General features: G+C 65.7%; 17 protein-coding genes. 11 read left to right on the forward strand and 6 right to left on the reverse strand.

Translation table 11 applies throughout. The features are described 5' to 3' along the window. Nucleotides 1-15: 15 nt before the first annotated feature. The 4 genes from AC3WP6_RS11605 to AC3WP6_RS11620 all read left to right on the forward strand — a co-directional run bounded on the left by AC3WP6_RS11605 (nucleotide 16) and on the right by AC3WP6_RS11620 (nucleotide 4,185). Nucleotides 16-288 (forward strand): Trm112 family protein, encoded by a 273-nt coding sequence (locus AC3WP6_RS11605; protein ID WP_492627859.1) that lies wholly within the window; start codon nucleotides 16-18, stop codon nucleotides 286-288. Nucleotides 289-397: 109 nt separating this feature from the next. Continuing rightward, a complete protein-coding gene (locus tag AC3WP6_RS11610) occupies nucleotides 398-2,686 on the forward strand; it encodes a DUF1631 domain-containing protein (protein WP_492627860.1) in 2,289 nt (762 codons plus the stop codon). Continuing rightward, nucleotides 2,683-3,540, forward strand: coding sequence for a carboxylating nicotinate-nucleotide diphosphorylase (gene nadC / locus AC3WP6_RS11615; protein WP_492627861.1), 858 nt, complete (start codon nucleotides 2,683-2,685; stop codon nucleotides 3,538-3,540). The genes AC3WP6_RS11610 and nadC overlap by 4 nt, the downstream gene beginning before the upstream one ends. A gap of 201 nt (nucleotides 3,541-3,741) precedes the next feature. Next, nucleotides 3,742-4,185 (forward strand): DUF3301 domain-containing protein, encoded by a 444-nt coding sequence (locus AC3WP6_RS11620; RefSeq protein WP_492627862.1) that lies wholly within the window; start codon nucleotides 3,742-3,744, stop codon nucleotides 4,183-4,185. Nucleotides 4,186-4,192: 7 nt separating this feature from the next. Here AC3WP6_RS11620 and AC3WP6_RS11625 read toward each other — a convergent pair whose 3' ends face one another. The 5 genes from AC3WP6_RS11625 to petA form a co-directional block, all read right to left on the reverse strand. Then, the gene (locus AC3WP6_RS11625; protein WP_492627863.1) at nucleotides 4,193-4,627 is read right to left on the reverse strand and encodes a ClpXP protease specificity-enhancing factor; all 435 of its coding nucleotides are present in this window, start codon (nucleotides 4,625-4,627) and stop codon (nucleotides 4,193-4,195) included. Further along, the gene (locus tag AC3WP6_RS11630) at nucleotides 4,627-5,250 is read right to left on the reverse strand and encodes a glutathione S-transferase N-terminal domain-containing protein (RefSeq protein ID WP_492627864.1); all 624 of its coding nucleotides are present in this window, start codon (nucleotides 5,248-5,250) and stop codon (nucleotides 4,627-4,629) included. Before AC3WP6_RS11630 ends, AC3WP6_RS11625 begins: the two co-directional genes overlap by 1 nt. Before the next feature lie 75 nt (nucleotides 5,251-5,325). Beyond that, a complete protein-coding gene (locus AC3WP6_RS11635) occupies nucleotides 5,326-6,054 on the reverse strand; it encodes a cytochrome c1 (RefSeq protein WP_492627865.1) in 729 nt (242 codons plus the stop codon). 13 nt (nucleotides 6,055-6,067) lie between these two features. After that, on the reverse strand, nucleotides 6,068-7,360 hold the full coding sequence (locus AC3WP6_RS11640) for a cytochrome b (protein ID WP_492627866.1): 1,293 nt from the start codon (nucleotides 7,358-7,360) through the stop codon (nucleotides 6,068-6,070). Beyond that, the gene (gene petA, locus AC3WP6_RS11645; RefSeq protein ID WP_492627867.1) at nucleotides 7,360-7,965 is read right to left on the reverse strand and encodes a ubiquinol-cytochrome c reductase iron-sulfur subunit; all 606 of its coding nucleotides are present in this window, start codon (nucleotides 7,963-7,965) and stop codon (nucleotides 7,360-7,362) included. The genes AC3WP6_RS11640 and petA overlap by 1 nt, the downstream gene beginning before the upstream one ends. A gap of 193 nt (nucleotides 7,966-8,158) precedes the next feature. Here petA and AC3WP6_RS11650 point away from each other — a divergent pair, with 193 nt between their 5' ends. Further along, on the forward strand, nucleotides 8,159-9,322 hold the full coding sequence (locus tag AC3WP6_RS11650; protein ID WP_492627868.1) for a S1C family serine protease: 1,164 nt from the start codon (nucleotides 8,159-8,161) through the stop codon (nucleotides 9,320-9,322). Between the two features lie 3 nt (nucleotides 9,323-9,325). Here AC3WP6_RS11650 and AC3WP6_RS11655 read toward each other — a convergent pair whose 3' ends face one another. After that, entirely contained in the window at nucleotides 9,326-10,366 is a 1,041-nt protein-coding gene (locus tag AC3WP6_RS11655) for a lytic transglycosylase domain-containing protein (protein ID WP_492627869.1), read from the reverse strand. A 254-nt stretch (nucleotides 10,367-10,620) separates the two neighbouring features. Here AC3WP6_RS11655 and miaB point away from each other — a divergent pair, with 254 nt between their 5' ends. The 6 genes from miaB (at nucleotide 10,621) to AC3WP6_RS11685 (ending at nucleotide 16,797) form a co-directional block, all read left to right on the forward strand. Next, nucleotides 10,621-11,967: a tRNA (N6-isopentenyl adenosine(37)-C2)-methylthiotransferase MiaB gene (gene miaB / locus AC3WP6_RS11660; protein WP_492627870.1), complete on the forward strand. Its 1,347-nt coding sequence runs from the start codon at nucleotides 10,621-10,623 to the stop codon at nucleotides 11,965-11,967. Beyond that, nucleotides 11,964-13,004: a PhoH family protein gene (locus tag AC3WP6_RS11665; protein ID WP_492627871.1), complete on the forward strand. Its 1,041-nt coding sequence runs from the start codon at nucleotides 11,964-11,966 to the stop codon at nucleotides 13,002-13,004. The genes miaB and AC3WP6_RS11665 overlap by 4 nt, the downstream gene beginning before the upstream one ends. 28 nt (nucleotides 13,005-13,032) lie before the next feature. Then, nucleotides 13,033-13,536, forward strand: a complete 504-nt coding sequence (ybeY, locus tag AC3WP6_RS11670; RefSeq protein WP_492627872.1) for an rRNA maturation RNase YbeY — start codon at nucleotides 13,033-13,035, stop codon at nucleotides 13,534-13,536. Between the two features lie 63 nt (nucleotides 13,537-13,599). Next, complete coding sequence (locus tag AC3WP6_RS11675) at nucleotides 13,600-14,454, forward strand: CorC family transporter (protein ID WP_492627873.1); 855 nt, start codon at nucleotides 13,600-13,602, stop codon at nucleotides 14,452-14,454. A 27-nt stretch (nucleotides 14,455-14,481) separates the two neighbouring features. After that, nucleotides 14,482-15,738 (forward strand): lipoprotein N-acyltransferase Lnb domain-containing protein, encoded by a 1,257-nt coding sequence (locus AC3WP6_RS11680; RefSeq protein WP_492627874.1) that lies wholly within the window; start codon nucleotides 14,482-14,484, stop codon nucleotides 15,736-15,738. Nucleotides 15,739-15,783: 45 nt separating this feature from the next. Further along, nucleotides 15,784-16,797, forward strand: a complete 1,014-nt coding sequence (locus AC3WP6_RS11685) for a magnesium and cobalt transport protein CorA (RefSeq protein WP_492627875.1) — start codon at nucleotides 15,784-15,786, stop codon at nucleotides 16,795-16,797. Nucleotides 16,798-16,799: the final 2 nt, after the last annotated feature.

A 16,799-nucleotide genomic window follows, 5' to 3' on the forward strand; every position in this document is an offset into this window, starting at 1 on the left:
TCACGCCTTCCCGCCATGGACAAACGCCTGCTCGATATTCTGTGCTGCCCGGTAAGCAAGACGCCGGTACGCCTGCTGGTGCGTCCCGAGCTCGAAGCCGTGAACACCGCCATTGCTGCTGGCGGCGTGCTCACCACCGCCAACACGCCCGTCCGTGAGCGGCTGGACGAAGGCCTTATCACCCTGGATCGCAAGGTAATTTACCGGGTGGAAGACGGTATTCCGGTGATGTTGCCCGAAGAAGGCATCGGCACCACACAGTTGAACGATTTTCCAGCCGCCGCATAACCCGCACCAACGAGGTACGCGGTCGCCAACCCGAGGGTACCGCTCTCGTGCCACAAGCGCGGCACGACTTTTGCTGCGCTATATTGCGAACCAGACTGCCGGTGTGGCCATGAACGACGCCTTTGAACCCTCCAAGCCCAAGATCGTGCCCCTCGGGCCACGCATCGAGGCCGCTTCCGGCGAGCGCGTTGGCGAATTGCTCAACGGCGTGCGCGGCATTGCGGGCAAACATCTGCAACAGTGCATTGCCAACCTGTTCGAGCATGTCGACGATGCGTTGTTCGACCTGGCCGAAAAGGCCGAGAACAACGCCACCCAAACCCATTACTTCGACGGCATGCGCGAAGTGCGCAAGCGGCGCCCGGTCATCGAGCGTGCATTCCTCGCCCGGGTAAACCGCGAGCTCGGCAACCTGGCTGGGCACGGCGCATCCAACGCTGCCGGCAGCGGCTCGCTGCCGGTGGAACTGTCGTTGCTGGACGATGCTGACCTCGAGGAATCGTTGGCCATCACCAGCATGAGCAGCAAGCACGACAGCCGTCTGGCGCGCGTGCTGTACTCGGTCAACCAGCGGTTGTCGGTCATTTGCGGAGGCCGCAAGATCGAGGACGCCAGCAACCCGATGGCGCCCGGGGCGTTGTCCCAGTCGTTTCGCATCGCGCTCAAGGAGCTCAACGCCGACCTGCGCGTGAAGCTCTTGATCTACAAGTTGTTCGATCGCTACGTGCTGTCTGCGCTCGAAGAGTTGTACGCGGAAACCAACGAACAGCTTTCGCGTGCCGGCGTACTGCCGCAGCTGCATTTGCACCATGCCGGCAACGCCGAACACAAACCAAGCGCCACCGGTACGCGCGCGAGTACCGGCAACGCCACCGCGGTGACCGTGGCCGAGGAAGCCATCGACCCGGCCACCAGCGAGATCCTGCAAACGCTCCACAGTCTGTTCGTCGCTCGCCGTGGCAACGCCCGCGGAAATGCCGCGGGAGTCACCGAACCCAGCGGCCCGCCCCCGTCCGCCAACGAGTTGCTGGGAGCCTTGAGCCTGCTGCAGACCCAGTTCGCCACCGGCGGAGTTGCGCACCCGGCGGGTGCCGAAGCGGGCGATTACCCGACCATCACCGCCGCCGAGCTCAAAGACCAACTGCTGGCCCAGCTCGGCGCCTTGCGCGGCAGCCGCCCAAACCAGGTGGCCAGCGTCGACGAAGACACCATCGACCTGGTCGGCATGCTGTTCGAGTTCATTCTCGAAGACCACACGCTGCCGGCGGAAATGCAGGCCATGCTTGCACGCCTGCAAATTCCCTATCTCAAGGCGGCCATCATCGACCGCAAGCTGTTCTCGCACCGCCAGCATCCGGCACGGCGGCTGCTGGATGCCATGGCGGAGCAGGCCAAGGGCTGGTCACACGATTCCGATCGCGATGGCCACCTGTACGCCACGATCAAGCACATCGTGCATCAGCTGCTGCACGACTTTGACGATGACCTCGGCATCTTTGACCGCCTGCTCGCCGAATGGCAGCAGTTCATCGATACCAACCGGCGGCGCTCCGAAATCGTCGAACAGCGTGTCGCCGAAACCGCGCGGGGCCGCGAAAAACTCGATCAGGCGCGCCGCCGCGCGGCCCGCGAGATCATCGAACGCATCGATGGCCGGCATCTGCCGCCGCTGGCCAACGAAGTGCTGACGCGCGCATGGGCCAACCATCTGGTGCTGGTGCTCTTGCGCCAGGGTGAGGATTCCACCGAGTTCCGCGATGCGTTGCACTTCGTCAACGATTTCGTCGCCAGCACGCAACCGGTCAAGGACGAACTCGCCCGGCACCAATTGCGGCAGCTCTTGCCCGGCATCGTGCGCGCGCTGCGCGGCGGCCTCGCCAACATCGCTTTCCAGCCGCAGGATACCGAGCGCCTGCTCGCCCAATTGCGCGATTGGTACGGCCAGCAGCTCGGCGAACCGATCCGCAACGAGGCCCCCCACGCCGATCCGGCCAAGCCGGTGCAGCCGATCATTCCGGAGAGCATCCAACCGATCGCGGAAACCGTGCCCGCGCCCGAAGAGCTGCCCGATGAGACGGTGGCGGTTGCCACCGACAGCCCGGAGTGGCGGCAGGTCGAAGCGTTGCAGCCGGGCGTGTGGCTGGAGTTCCAGCTGCCGAACGAGCCGATGGTGCGCGCCAAGCTGTCGTGGATCAGCCCGATGAGCGGCCGCTACCTGTTCGTCAACCGACGCGGCCTCAAGGTTGCCGACTACGCACCGCAGGAGCTGGCGGTGCTGCTGGGCAGCAAGCACGCGCAGGTGCTGGCCACCAACGCGCTGTTCGACCGCGCAATGAGTGCCATCGTCAACCGCCTGCGCCTGGACGAAAACGCCGCACCGGGTACCCCTTCCGCATGAACCCAGGTCTTGTTGTTGCACCGCCGGCCATCGAGTCGATCAACGCCGATGTCGAACACGCCTTCGCCGAGGATTTCGGCAGCGGCGACGCCACGGTGAGCTTGTTGGCCATCGATGCCACGGCAACGGCCGCCCTCACCTGCCGCGACGACGCGGTGCTGGCCGGCACACCATGGTTCGACGCCTGCTTCCGCCGGCTCGACCCAGCGGTGCATATCGAATGGCACGCCCACGACGGCGACTCTGTCGCCGCCGGCAGCATCGTTTGCCATGTCGCTGGCCGCGCGCGCGCACTGGTCGGCGCCGAGCGCTCCGCGCTCAATTTCCTGCAACTGCTGTCGGCCACGGCAACCGTCACCAGCCGTTACGTCGCGGCCGTGGCAGGCACCCGCACACGCGTGCTTGATACCCGCAAGACCCTGCCGGGCCTGCGCCTGGCCCAGAAATACGCGGTGCGGTGCGGCGGCGGGCACAACCACCGCATGGGGTTGTACGACGCCATCCTGATCAAGGAAAACCACATCATCGCCGCCGGCGGCATCGCCGAGGCGATTGCCGCAGCGCGGCGCCTGCACCCGGAACTGCTGCTGGAAATCGAGGTGGAGAATCTCGACGAATTGCAGCAAGCCATCGCTGCCGGTGCGGGACGCATCATGCTCGACAACTTCACCGTACCCCTGATGCGCGAAGCGGTGGCGCTCACCGCCGGCCGTATCCCGCTGGAAGTCTCCGGCAACGTCGACCTCGCCACCATTGCCGAATACGCCCGCACCGGCGTCGACTTCATCTCGGTTGGCGCCCTGACCAAACACGTGCACGCCGTGGATCTGTCGCTGCGCTTGCAGGTGGGGTAAGAGCCGGGATTCGGGATTCAAAAAGAGCGTGCGGCGCTTGTCGTGTTCGCGCGAGCTCGGCGTCAATCCAGCAACCCGTAGCCGCTGGGGATGCCCACGACACATGCATCACCGCGATGCGCTGTGACGAATCCCATATCCCCAATCCCAGCTTCTAACGCACCCTTGCACGCACCCTGCACCACCCGCACACTGGCTGGCATGAGCAATCTCGACGAACTGCTGGTACTGCTAGGGTTGGCAGCGCTGGTCGGCTTTTGGCTGAAGCAGAGTGGTGCGCGCGAGCGCGCCACGCGCGTGGCGCGTTCCCAGTGTGAGCACTACGGGTTGCAGCTCCTGGACGAGACGGTGGGGCTGCATGCGTGGCGGTTGCGTCGCCGCGATGGGCGACTGGGCCTCGAACGCGGCTACGGCTTCGAAGTCAGCATCGATGGCGCCGACCGCAACACCGGCATGCTGTGGATGCACGCCGGCACGCTGGTCGAGTTGCGTCTGCCGACCGTGGTGCTGGCAACCACCCCCGGCGAACCTGGCGCCGGGCACGATGGAGAGGCGATCACCCTGCCGCCAGCCATCGCACTGCCACCGGTGACGCGCGACAACATCATCCCATTGCACCCGCGTCGTGACCCCGGCGACCGCTGAGTATTGATTATTTGACGATACGCAGGTGCGGTGCACCGCGTTTGGGCGGTTCGCCTTCGCCGTCGGTGGTGTCATCGGGCGCCGGTGGCGTCGGTGGTGGCGTTTCACCGCCCTCTTCGGCGGGAAACATCATGCCCTGGCCGTTTTCCTGCGCATACAGCGCCAGCACGGCGCCAACCGGCACATGCACGGTATGGCTCACGCCGGAAAACCGCGCGGAGAAGTTGACCCAGTCGTTGCCCAGCTCAAGGTTGGCCACCGCGCGCATGGCGATGTTCAACACCACCTGGCCGTCCTTGACGACATGCGCTGGCACGCGCACACCCTCGAAGCCGGCGTTGACCAAAAGATACGGGGTCAAACCGTTGTCGCTGATCCAGTCGTAGATCGCCCGCAACAGATACGGGCGGTTGGAACTCATCGTGGCGGGGGTATCGCTCATCAGGGTCGCATTGCCTGTTCTTGTTCGGTCATGCTGCGCGCAAAGCCCTGGCTGTGGAACAGGCGCTCGCCGTAATCCATTACCGGGTGCCCTTCGCGGCCAAGATCGACGCCCAGCCACGGCAACCGCCACACCACCGGCGCCACCAGACAATCGAGCAGGCTCATCTCGGGGTTCAAAAAGAACTTTGCGGCCTTGAACAGCGGCAACGCGCCCAGCAATTGCGCACGCAAGCGCTTGCGCGCCGGCTCAGCGCCGCGTCCGCCGGCGCGGATGGTGTCGATTTCGGCGAGCCAATCCTTCTCGATGCGCACCGCGGCGACCCGCAGGCGTGCCCGGGACAACGGATCGATCGGCATCAGCGGCGGGTGGGGGTAGCGTTCGTCCAGGTACTCACATACCACGTTGGTGTCGTACAACGTGAGGTCGCGGTCGACCAGCGTGGGCGTGGTGGCGTAGGGATTGAGGTCGATCAGATCCTCGGGCGGCTTGGTCGGATCCACGATCACGCGATCGTAGCTGACGCCCTTGGCAGCCAGCACCAGCCGCGCCCGATGACACTGGATGTCATCGGCGCTGGTGTAAAGGGTAAGTGCGTTTCGCGAGCGAGCGCTTGGAACCATGCGCGGTGTTTCCCATTTGCGGTTGCGCGAACGCGGCAGCCTGCGCCGCCGCATTCGTGGGCGCCCCTCTGAAACTCAGTGGACGTCCTTCCAGTATTCCTTCTTGAGGAAATAGGCGAGCAAGGTGAACAAGGCAAGGAACAGGATCACCCACACGCCGTAGTGGTGGCGCTGCAGCGCTGCCGGCTCGGAAGCGTAAGTGAGGAAGTTCACCAGGTCACGGGTGGCCTGCTGGTACTCGACCGGAGTCAACGACCCCGGCGTGGTGAGCTGCAGTTTTTCAACCTCGTGCGTGCCCGGCTTCATCACCGCGGTCTGCTCGCCCTGCAGCTCCCACAACGGGAACGGCATCGCGGCATTCTTGAGGGTGGTGTTGTTCCAGCCGATCGGGGTCGACGGATCGAGATAGAAGGTGTTGAGGTAGGTGTAGACCCAATCCGCGCCCTTCGCGCTCACTTCCAGCGACAGGTCGGGCGGATTCTTGCCGAACCACTTGGTGGCGTCCGCCGCGGGCATGCTCGACACCACCGGCTCCTGGAACTTGGCGCCGGTGACATTGAGGTTGTCCATCACCTGCTTTTCGGTCAGGCCGAGATCGTCGGCCATGCGCGAGTAGCGCAGGTACTTGAGCGAGTGGCAACCCGCGCAGTAGTTGAAGAACAAGTGGGCGCCGCGCTGCAGCGAGGCCGGATCGCGCACGCTGGCGTGCGCCGACATCAACCCCTCCCCTTCCGCCTGGGCAGCGGGCTGGGCGCCCAGCAGCAGGCCGAAGGTCAGCGCAATGGCCGGGAGAAACCGTTTCATCAAGAGCGTCCGCTTAGTCATGCATCGTCACCCGTTCCGGAACCGGCTTGGTCTTTTCCCAGCCAAGATGCGTGTACAGCCACAAGAACACGAAGTACCCGAAGTACACCAGCGTCCAGAACCGGCCGAACACGTTGTCCCACGTGGTGAGGTCGATGCCGCTGCCGAAGATCCGCGGGAAATACTCGTCGGTCAGGTCCATGCCCAGCGCCATCAGGCAGAAGAACGAGAGGACGAACACCATGAGGCCGACCTTGTAGCCAGTGCCGCGGTAGCGGATCGAGCGCACCTTGCCACCGTCGATCCACGGCAACGCGAACAGCAGCGCGATCGAGCCGAACATGCCCAGCACGCCCCAGAACGCGGTACCGAACGCTGACGGCACCATGCGCACGATCGCGTAGAACGCGGTGAAGTACCACACCGGCTTGATCTGCGCCGGCGTCAACAGGTTGTTGGCCGGGATCGAGTTGTCGTGCTCGAGGAACCAGCCGCCGAAAGTCGGTGCAAAGAAAATGATGAACGCGGCAACGATCAGGAACACGCCGACGCCGACCAGATCCTTGAGCGTGTAGTACGGATGGAACGGGATACCGTCGACCGGCGCGGTCGGGCTCCAGCGATTGCCCTTGGGACCGTGCTTGACGTCCACGCCATCGGGGTTGTTCGAGCCCACCTCGTGCAGCGCGGCAAGGTGCAGCACCACCAAGAGCAGCAACACGATCGGCAACGCCACCACGTGCAGCGCGAAGAAGCGGTTGAGCGTGGCGTCGGCGGGCAGGAAATCGCCCATGATCCACTCGACCAGATCGTTGCCCACTACCGGCACCGTGCCGAACAGCGACACGATCACCTTGGCGCCCCAGAACGACATGTTGCCCCACGGCAGCACGTAGCCCATGAACGCTTCGGCCATCAAGGTCAGGAAAATCAGCATGCCGAGCAGCCACACCAGCTCGCGCGGCTTCTGGTAGGAGCCGTACAGCAGGCCGCGGAACATGTGCAGGAACACCACCACGAAGAACAACGAGGCGCCGGTGGTGTGCATGTAGCGGATCAGCCAGCCCCACTGCACGTCGCGCATGATGTACTGCACCGAGTCGAAGGCACCGGCCGCGCTCGGGTTGTAGTTCATGGTGAGGAAGATGCCGGTGACGATCTGGTTGATCAGCACCAGCAATGCGAGCGAACCGAAGTAGTACCAAAGATTGAAATTCTTCGGTGCGTAGTACTCCGTCATGTGCTTGCGATAGGTGGCGTCAAGGCCGGGGGCCCGCTCGCCGATCCACGCGGAAAACTTGGACATCACGCCTCCCCTTTCGGCCCGACGCCGATCTGCACCGTGGTGTCGTCAATGAAGTGGTACTTGGGAATCTCCATGTTTTTCGGTGCAGGTACGCCCTTGTATACGCGCCCGGCAATGTCGTAGCGCGAGTGGTGGCACGGGCAGTAGTAACCGCCGGCCCAGTTCGGGTCGAACGGCTCGGGCTTCATCTCGCCGTGGTAATCCGGCACGCAGCCCAGGTGGGTGCAGATGCCGACCATCACCAGCCACTGCGGCTTGATCGAGCGGGTCTCGTTCTGCGCGTACTCGGGCTGCTGGCCAGACGAGGTGCCGTCCGACTTGGGGTCGACCAGGCGGTCATCCTGCTTGGGCAACGCGGCAAGCTGTTCGGGCGTGCGGTTGACGATGAACACCGGCAGGCTGCGCCAGGGCACCACGATCTGCTGGCCCGGCTCGATCTTCTTCAGCGACTGCGTGACCGGCGCACCGGCCGCCAGCGCGCGGGCACTGGGTTCCCACGACTTGATGAAGGGCACAGCTGCCGACACGACTCCAATGCCACCAACCACGGCTGTGGTTGCTGTCAAAAAGCGGCGGCGGCCATGATCGACGACTTCGTTCGCCATCAGGCTCTCCGGTACTGGCTACGTCAGACAAGGGCTCGCGCCCCGGAAGGAATTCGGAACCCTTGAAAATCGCGCTAGTCTAGCGACACGCCCGGCGCCGTTACAATAAACCGGATGCCGCGCCCCGCCAGCGACCGCCTGCGCGCCAGCCTATCCCACCCGCCCGCTCTCGCGTCACGGACTGCAGCTCGACATGAAACCGGCCGCCGGCACGCTCGCTTTTCTCGCCCGTTGCGTCGTCGTTGGCCTGGCGCTGGCGTTTGTCGTCGGTCTGTTCTGGCCCGGCCTCGGCAACCGGCTGCGCCATCGCCTTGGCCTGCCGGGCGCACCGGCCGCGGCGACGCAGGCGCGCACGACACCAATGTCCTACGCCAATGCCGTCGGTGCCGCGGCGCCGTCGGTGGTCAACATCTATGCGGACAAGATCGTCAACGAGCGGGCGATCAAGATGTACGACAACCCGATCCTGCAGCAACTCCTGGGCGGCACGCTCACCACTTACGCCCGGCGCGAGCAGACCTTGGGCTCCGGGGTGATCGTGAGCTCCAAGGGCTACGTGCTGACCAATTTCCACGTGATCTCGCAGGCTACCGACATCCAGGTGCTGCTCTACGATGGCCGCGTCGCCAAGGCCACGGTGATCGGCTCGGACGAGGAAACCGATCTGGCGGTGCTGAAGATCAACGCCGGCAACCTGCCAGTGATCCAGCTTGCCGAGCAAAAGCCGCGGCCGGGCGACGTGGTGCTCGCCATCGGCAACCCGCTGGGACTCAACCAGACGGTGACCATGGGCATCGTCAGCGCCGTCGGCCGCCAGCTCAACACATCGAGCGCGGAAGACTTCATCCAGACCGATGCGGCAATCAACCTCGGCAATTCGGGCGGTGCGCTAGTCAATGCCGAAGGTCGGCTGGTGGGCATCAACACGCTCCTGATCGGCAAGGCGGCCAATGCCGAGGGCATCGGTTTTGCCATCCCGGTGAACACCGCCAAGAAGGTGCTGGACCAAATCGTCACCACCGGCCACGTCGTGCGCGGCTGGCTGGGCGCCGATTACACCTTCGTGCCGGTGGCCGCCAACAGCGGCCTGCCGGCGGCGGCGCGCGGCGCGCTGGTGACCGATGTCTACCCCGGCAGCCCAGCGGCGCTGGCCGGCATCCAGCCGCGCGACATCCTGCTGCGCATCGGCGACACCAACATCCGCGACCCGGCTGACCTGCGCCGGCGCGAAGCGGCGATCAAGCCGGGCACCAAGGTGCACCTTTCCGGCCTGCGCAACGGCACGCCGTTCCACGTCGAGGCCACGCTGGCCGAACGCCCGCCGGCCAGTGCCGAGGCCGGCGGGATGGAGCCGTAGCCATCAGCCAGCAGGCAAGCCGTGCACCGCGGCAAGCGGCTCGTGCAGGGCAGTTTCGTAGCGCTTGCGCAAGGTATCCACGCGCTGCACGTAGACCTGGGTCTCGGCATACGGCGGCACGCCGTTGTAGCGCTGCACGGCCTTCGGCCCCGCGTTGTAGGCGGCCGCGGCGAGGTGCTGGTTGCCGTTGAAATCGCGCAGCAGCAGGGCAAGGTAGCGCGCGCCGCCGCGAATGTTCTGCGCGCTGTCGAACGCATCGAGCACGCCCATGTCGTTCGCGGTGCCGGGCATGAGCTGCATCAAACCCTGCGCGCCCTTGATCGACAGCGCCCGTGGATTGAACGCGCTTTCCGCGTGGATCACGGCGCGCAAAAACGCCTCGTCCACGCCGTACTCCGTGCTCGCCGCGCGAATGGTGTCGGCGTACGCCGTGAGGTTGAGCGGCACGCTGCCCCAGCGGATGGTCGAGTGCAGGTCGCAGGCAAAGCAGGTGGCGATGTAGCTGAACAGCATCTTTGCCGCCTGCGCGGCGCGCCCGGCCGGGCGGATGTTGGTGTACTCCACGCTACCGTCGGCGCGCGCAATACGGTACACCGCGCCGCGCAGCACGCGATCGCCCGGCGCCTGCGGCGCGGGCACGTCGGGCAGCACCGCCGCGGCGCCGGCTGCCTGGTGGTAGGTCCAATGCCCGCGCAGCGCGGCCGGCACCACGGAAGCGGGCGGCAACGCCGGTGCCGGCGGTTTCGCCGTGGTTTGCACGCTGCCTTGTACCGCGGCAAGCAGCGTGGCCGCGGCATCGAACGCACTCTTGGTACCCACTACCGTGCCCTGCACGTGCTGCAGCGTGGCGGCCTTGGTCGCGCGACGCGCCGGGGCGCGGCCATAGACGCCGAGCTTGCGGCAATCGCGATAACCGACGGCACTGCTGGTGAAGACCGCCTCGCCGCCGGGGCCCAGGCAGCGATACAGCGTGCCGGCCTGCGCGCGCGGCAGCCACAGGGAACCGGCCAGGAGTACCCCGGCGAGCGCGGCAAAACGCAGCATCGCTGACAACTCGGAAGCGGCGACCCGGGCGGCGGCGTCGCTCCCCTGCGGGCGCACGGCATGAGGCATGCCGAAAGTGTGCCGCCCCGCGGTCCGCCCGCCAAGCACCGGCTGTTGGTTTCGTGCACCGGCGCACTCCGCGCCAGACATTCAAGTCATTGATCCTGCAACGCTTGCTGGAACAAGCGGTGGTCAGCGCGTAAACTGCACGGTTCAGCGCACGTGCGCCCCGCCTCCACCACGGTACCCGCACCATGAGCGGCAAGCTTTTCATCAAGACCTACGGCTGCCAGATGAACGAGTACGACTCGTCCAAGATGGCCGCTGTGCTACACGCCTCGCACGGGCTCGAACTGACCGAAAACGAGGCCGAGGCCGATGTGATCCTGGTCAACACCTGCGCGGTGCGCGAAAAGGCGCAGGAAAAGGTCTTCAGCCAGCTCGGCCGCTGGCGCGAGCTCAAAGACGGCGGCAAGCCGGTGCTGATCGGCGTCGGTGGCTGCGTGGCCTCGCAGGAAGGCGACACCATCGTCAAGCGCGCGCCCTATGTCGACCTGGTGTTCGGCCCGCAAACCCTGCACCGCCTGCCGCAGATGCTCGACGCCACGCGCGCCACCGGCAAGCCGCAGGTGGACATTTCTTTCCCCGAGATCGAAAAGTTCGACTGCCTGCCGGAGCCGCGCGCCGAAGGTCCGACCGCATTCGTGTCGATCATGGAAGGCTGCTCGAAATACTGCAGCTACTGCGTGGTGCCCTACACCCGCGGCACCGAAATCAGCCGCCCGTTCGACGATGTACTGGTGGAAGTGGCGCAGCTCGCCGAGCAAGGCGTGCGCGAGGTGAACCTGCTCGGCCAGAACGTCAACGCCTACCGTGGCCCGATGCACGGTGGCGGCACCGCCGACCTCGCGGTGCTGATCCACGCCATCGCGCAGATCGAATCGATCGGCCGCATCCGTTTCACCACCTCCCATCCATTGGAGTTTTCCGACTCGCTGGTGGAGGCGTATGCGAACGTGCCCAAGCTCGCGAACTTCCTGCACCTGCCGGTGCAGTCCGGATCCGACCGCATCCTCGGGCTGATGAAGCGCGGCTACACCGCGGCCGACTACCGCCGCAAGATCTACCAGCTGCGCGCGGTGCGCCCGGACATCTGCGTCAGCTCGGATTTCATCGTTGGCTTCCCCGGCGAGACCGACGCCGATTTCGAGGAGACGATGACGCTGATCGACAAGGTCGGCTTCGACCAGAGCTTCAGCTTCATTTTCTCGCCGCGCCCCGGCACGCCGGCCGCGAACCTGGCCGACCCGACGCCGATGGCCGTGAAGCACACACGGCTCGAACGCCTGCAGGCCAAGCTCAACGACAACGGCCGCAAGGTAAACGAGGCGATGGTGGGCAGCGTGCAGCGCGTGCTGGTGGAAAAGCCCAGCACCAAGAACCCGCGCGAACTGGCCGGGCGCACCGAAAACATGCGCTACGTGAACTTCCCCGGCGACCCGCGCATGATCGGTCGCTTTGTCGATGTGGTCGTCACCGAGGCGATGACCAACTCGTTGCGCGGCCGCGTGCATGCGCTGGCGGAGGAGCTCGCCGCGTGAGCGCCTTGCACCCCGCCCCGGTCGCACGCCGGCAACGCGACTTTGCGCTCGACCCCGAGGACAACGCCCGTCTCGCCAACCTGTGCGGACCGCTCGACGAGCACCTGCGCCAAGTGGAGCTGCGCCTCGGCGTGGAGATCGACCACCGCGGCAACCTGTTTCGCGCCACCGGCGACGAGGTCGGCACGCGCGCCACGGAAAAGCTCCTGCGCGCGCTCTACGCCTGCACCGAAAACGAAACCTTGAACGGCGCCAAGATCCATCTGCGGCTGGCCGAATCCGGCCTCGATGCGCTCGCGCACGACACCGGCGGCACGGCGCAGGAAGTGCTTATCAAGGTCAAGCGCGGCGTGATCAAGGGCCGCGGCCCGAACCAGGCGCGCTACCTGCACGCCATCGCGCGTCACGACATCAACTTCGGCATCGGCCCGGCCGGCACCGGCAAGACCTACCTCGCCGTCGCCAGCGCGGTGGAGGCGCTGGAAGCCAACCGCGTACAACGCATCCTCTTGGTGCGTCCGGCGGTCGAGGCGGGCGAAAAGCTCGGTTTCCTGCCCGGCGACCTGTCGCAAAAGGTCGACCCCTACCTGCGCCCGCTGTACGACGCGCTGTACGAAATGCTTGGCTTCGAGAAAGTGGCCAAGCTGATGGAGCGCAACGTGATCGAGATCGCGCCGCTGGCGTACATGCGCGGACGCACCTTGAACGATTCGTACGTCATTCTCGACGAGGCGCAGAACACCACCGTCGAGCAGATGAAGATGTTCCTCACCCGCATCGGCTTCGGCGCGGTCGCGGTCATCACCGGCGACGTCAGCCAGGTCGACCTGCCGCGCAACGTGCGCTCCGGCCTGCGCCATGCCATCGACGTGCTGAAGGACGTCGACGGCATCAGCTTCACCTTCTTCGACTCGCACGACGTGGTGCGCCACCCGCTGGTGGCCAAGATCGTGCGTGCATACGAGGCGTTCGAGGCGGAAGCCGGGATTGGCAATACGGGATTGGGGATTGGGGAAAAGTCAAAGCCCGCACCCTGATAACCCTTGCCGCCACGGATACGCATCAATGCCCGCTGCTCGCTCGAATCCCGAATCCCGCATCTCGAATCCCGTGATCGTGCATCTCGGTTACGCGGTGCCGCGCGCAGGCATTCCCGCGGCGGCGAGTTTTCGGCATTGGGTGGCAGCGGCCTTGCGCGGGGCCAGGCGGCGGCAGGCGGCGGAGGTGTCGATTCGCATCGTCGGGGTCGAGGAAGGCCTTGCGCTGAACAACCAGTACCGCGGCAAGCATTACGCCACCAACGTGCTGTCGTTTCCGGTCGAATTGCCTGCCGGCGTGCGCTCGCCGCTGATCGGCGACCTGGCGATCTGCGCACCGGTGGTGGCGCGCGAGGCGGCCGAGCAAGGCAAGCCGGCGCGCACGCACTGGGCGCACCTCACCATCCACGGCACGCTGCACCTGCTCGGCTACGACCACGTTATCGACGCGGAAGCGGAAGCCATGGAAGCGCTGGAAACCCGCGTGCTCGCCGGCCTCGGCATCGCCGACCCGTACGCGCCTCGCGCCTGAATCGACACGCCTTTTCCGCTAGACTGACGGTTCCGCCCGTCTCGGGCTGTGCTACATCGAGTAATGAACGACGACCCCGGCAGTACCAGCGGCCCGGCCCATCGCACCTGGTGGGACAAGCTGGGCCACCTGTTTTCCGGCGAGCCGCGCAGCCGCGCGGAACTGATCGACGAGCTGCGCACCGCCCAGGTCAACGGCCTGCTCGGCGCCGAAACCCTGCCCATGCTCGAGGGCGCGCTCAAGGTCACCGAGCTGTCGGTGGATGACGTGATGGTGCCGCGCGTGCAGATCGTGATGCTCGCCGCCGACACCCCACTTTCCGAGATCCTGGCCGCGGTGGTCGAATCCGGCCACTCGCGCTTTCCGGTGCACGGCGAGGACAAGGACGACATCCTCGGCATCCTCCTGGCCAAAGACCTGCTGAAGTTCTTCGGCAACGGCGACAACTTCGACATCCGCACCATCCTGCGCCCGGCGGTGCTGATTCCCGAGTCAATGCGCCTGAACGTGCTGCTCGAAGAATTCCGCCGCAGCCGCAATCACATGGCGCTGGTGGTGGATGAATACGGCGGCGTCGCCGGTCTGGTCACCATCGAGGATGTGCTCGAACAGATCGTCGGCGACATCGACGACGAGCACGACGACGAAGACGAACCCGCGCAGATCGTCGCCCAGAGCGACGGCTCATGGCTGGTCAGCGCGCTCACCCCGATCGAGGATTTCAACACCGAGCTCGGCGCCGCGTTCTCCGACGAAGAGTTCGACACCATCGGCGGCCTCCTTACCGCGCAATTCGGGCACCTGCCGGAAGCCGGCGAAGACGCCGCTGCTGGCGATTTCCGCTTCCATGTCACCGCCGCCGACGACCGCCGCGTGCAGCAGTTCCGGGTCACGCGCGACGCCCCCGCGCTTTCGTAGGAGCGGCCCTGGCCGCGATCATTCCGCATGCACCACGCACCCGCGGCAGGCTTTGCTGTCGCCACGATCCGCCTGATCCGCTGCCTCGCGGCTTGCGTGCTGCTGTGGTGGCTGCCGGCGTCTGGCGTCCGCGCCAGCGTCGCCAACGCGCCCGGTGCCAACCTCGAGGTCTACCTCGTCACCTACGGCCCCGGCGACGTGTACTGGGAGCGCTTCGGCCATGACGCGATCGAGTTGCGCGACGCCGTCGGTGGTGAAGCGATCAACTTCAACTACGGCATGTTCGATTTCAACGCGAAGAACTTCTTCCTGAATTTCGCGCGTGGCCGCATGCGCTACCTGATGGATGCGGAACCAACCGAGCCCGAAGAAGCCGACTACGTCGCCGCCGGGCGCTCGATCACCCGCCAGCGCCTGGCGCTCTCACCGCAGCAAGCCGGTGCGTTGCGTGATTTCCTGCTGTGGAACCTGCGCCCGGAAAACGTCGGCTATCCGTACGACTACTACGTCGACAACTGCACCACGCGCGTGCGCGACGCGTTCGACAAGGCGCTCGGCGGCATCATCCACACCCAGCTCCTGACGCAAACCGGCAGCATGACCTACCGCCAGCAGACCGTCCGCCTGATGCGTGCGCAACCGTGGCTGATGTTGGTGCTCGACCTCGGCCTCGGCCCGTATGCCGATCAACCCATGAACGGCTGGACCGAAAGCTTCCTGCCCGAAGTGCTGCAACACCAGCTGCGCAGTATTCGCGTGCCCGGCGCTGCCGGCGGCAACCAACCGCTGGTCGAAAGTGAGACCGTGCTGGCGCCCAGCCGCGTCGTCGCCCCGCCCGCGAGCGCCCCCGACCTGCGCCTGCCGCTCGCTGCCGCCGGCCTCGCCTTGGCACTCATCCTGCTCGCCACCGCACGCTGGTGGCGCACCGGTTACGCCCTGCTCGTCAGCATGTTCTGCATCGCCGCCGGCCTGGTCGGCGTCATCCTGATCGCGCTGTGGACCCTCACCGCCCACCACTCCGCCTGGGCCAACGCCAACCTCCTGCTGTTCGGTCCGCTCGCTTTCCTGCTGTCCCGCGCCGCCTGGCGCCTGCGCCACGGGCACGCGCCCTCGCGTCTCGCCGGCACCGCGCTCAGCATGCAACTCCTCGCCGTACTCGCCGCCATCGCCCTGCACGCCCTGCCCGGCACCGTGCAGCAAAACCAACCATGGATCCTGTTCGCCCTGCCCGTCTGGTTGGCCGTAGCGTGGACCCTGCGCCAGGAGCGGCGCGCCGTTACCTGACGACGGGTTTGCCGCTGCAACCACTGCCGCGGCATCATGCCCGGCATGAACAGCATTGCTCCCGTGCGGCCGCCCGCCGATCCACAGGCCATGGTGGTGAACTGTGTCGGCTACCGTCGCGACGGCACGCGTACCGGTGATGTCAGCATCGACGCAATCAGCGACGTGCTGCAGCAGCCGGACACGTTCGTGTGGGTCGGCTTGAACGAACCGGACGAAGCGCTGCTGCTCAAACTGCAGGAAGAGTTCGATCTGCACGACCTCGCCATCGAGGACGCGCAAAGTGCGCACCAGCGCACCAAGATCGAGGCGTATGGCAACTCGTTGTTCATCGTGGTGCAGACCGCGCAGCTTGAAAGCGGTCACATTGCCTTTGGCGAAACGCACCTGTTTCTCGGCGCGCGCTATCTCGTCACCGTGCGCCACGGTGCCTCGCTCTCGTATGCCCCGGCGCGCCGCAGTTGCGAACACTCGCCCGAGCTTCTGGCGCTTGGACCGAGCTACGGCATGTACGGCGTGCTTGATTTCATCGTCGACAATTTGTTGCCGATCGTGCGCGATTTCCGCGAAGAGCTGCAGGAGCTGGAGCAGGACATCTTTGCCGCCAGATTCAACCGCGACACCGTGCGCCGGTTGTACGACATGCAGCGCGACCTGATGACGCTGCGACTCGCCGCCTCGCCGCTGCAGGATGTCATCAGCCAGCTGATGCGGCTGCATCCGCAGTTGATCCCCGACGAACTGCACGCGTATTTCCGCGACGTGCACGACCACGTGACGCGGGTGAACGACGCCATCGGCGCGATGCGCGAAATGCTCTCCGCCGCCATCACGGTGAACCTTTCGCTGGTCACCTTCGGCCAGAACGAGGTGATGAAAAAACTCGCCGGCTGGGCCGCCATGCTCGCCGCCCCGACGCTCATCACCAGTTGGTACGGGATGAATTTCCAGCACATGCCGGAGCTGGCGAAGCCGTGGAGTTACCCGGCCATCATCGGTGTCGTCGCCTGCGTGGTGGGCGGCATTTTCGTCGTGCTCAAACGCTCAAAGTGGCTTTAGCC

This window comes from Rhodanobacter sp. FW106-HT46G03 (assembly GCF_058789895.1).

Coding starts and splice junctions, on each gene's coding strand:
- AC3WP6_RS11605 (WP_492627859.1), top strand. CDS start 16: ATGGACAAACGCCTGCTCGATATTCTGTGCTGCCCGGTAAGCAAGACG.
- AC3WP6_RS11610 (WP_492627860.1), top strand. CDS start 398: ATGAACGACGCCTTTGAACCCTCCAAGCCCAAGATCGTGCCCCTCGGG.
- nadC (WP_492627861.1), top strand. CDS start 2,683: ATGAACCCAGGTCTTGTTGTTGCACCGCCGGCCATCGAGTCGATCAAC.
- AC3WP6_RS11620 (WP_492627862.1), top strand. CDS start 3,742: ATGAGCAATCTCGACGAACTGCTGGTACTGCTAGGGTTGGCAGCGCTG.
- AC3WP6_RS11625 (WP_492627863.1), bottom strand. CDS start 4,627: ATGAGCGATACCCCCGCCACGATGAGTTCCAACCGCCCGTATCTGTTG.
- AC3WP6_RS11630 (WP_492627864.1), bottom strand. CDS start 5,250: ATGGTTCCAAGCGCTCGCTCGCGAAACGCACTTACCCTTTACACCAGC.
- AC3WP6_RS11635 (WP_492627865.1), bottom strand. CDS start 6,054: ATGAAACGGTTTCTCCCGGCCATTGCGCTGACCTTCGGCCTGCTGCTG.
- AC3WP6_RS11640 (WP_492627866.1), bottom strand. CDS start 7,360: ATGTCCAAGTTTTCCGCGTGGATCGGCGAGCGGGCCCCCGGCCTTGAC.
- petA (WP_492627867.1), bottom strand. CDS start 7,965: ATGGCGAACGAAGTCGTCGATCATGGCCGCCGCCGCTTTTTGACAGCA.
- AC3WP6_RS11650 (WP_492627868.1), top strand. CDS start 8,159: ATGAAACCGGCCGCCGGCACGCTCGCTTTTCTCGCCCGTTGCGTCGTC.
- AC3WP6_RS11655 (WP_492627869.1), bottom strand. CDS start 10,366: ATGCTGCGTTTTGCCGCGCTCGCCGGGGTACTCCTGGCCGGTTCCCTG.
- miaB (WP_492627870.1), top strand. CDS start 10,621: ATGAGCGGCAAGCTTTTCATCAAGACCTACGGCTGCCAGATGAACGAG.
- ybeY (WP_492627872.1), top strand. CDS start 13,033: ATGCCCGCTGCTCGCTCGAATCCCGAATCCCGCATCTCGAATCCCGTG.
- AC3WP6_RS11675 (WP_492627873.1), top strand. CDS start 13,600: ATGAACGACGACCCCGGCAGTACCAGCGGCCCGGCCCATCGCACCTGG.
- AC3WP6_RS11680 (WP_492627874.1), top strand. CDS start 14,482: ATGCACCACGCACCCGCGGCAGGCTTTGCTGTCGCCACGATCCGCCTG.
- AC3WP6_RS11685 (WP_492627875.1), top strand. CDS start 15,784: ATGAACAGCATTGCTCCCGTGCGGCCGCCCGCCGATCCACAGGCCATG.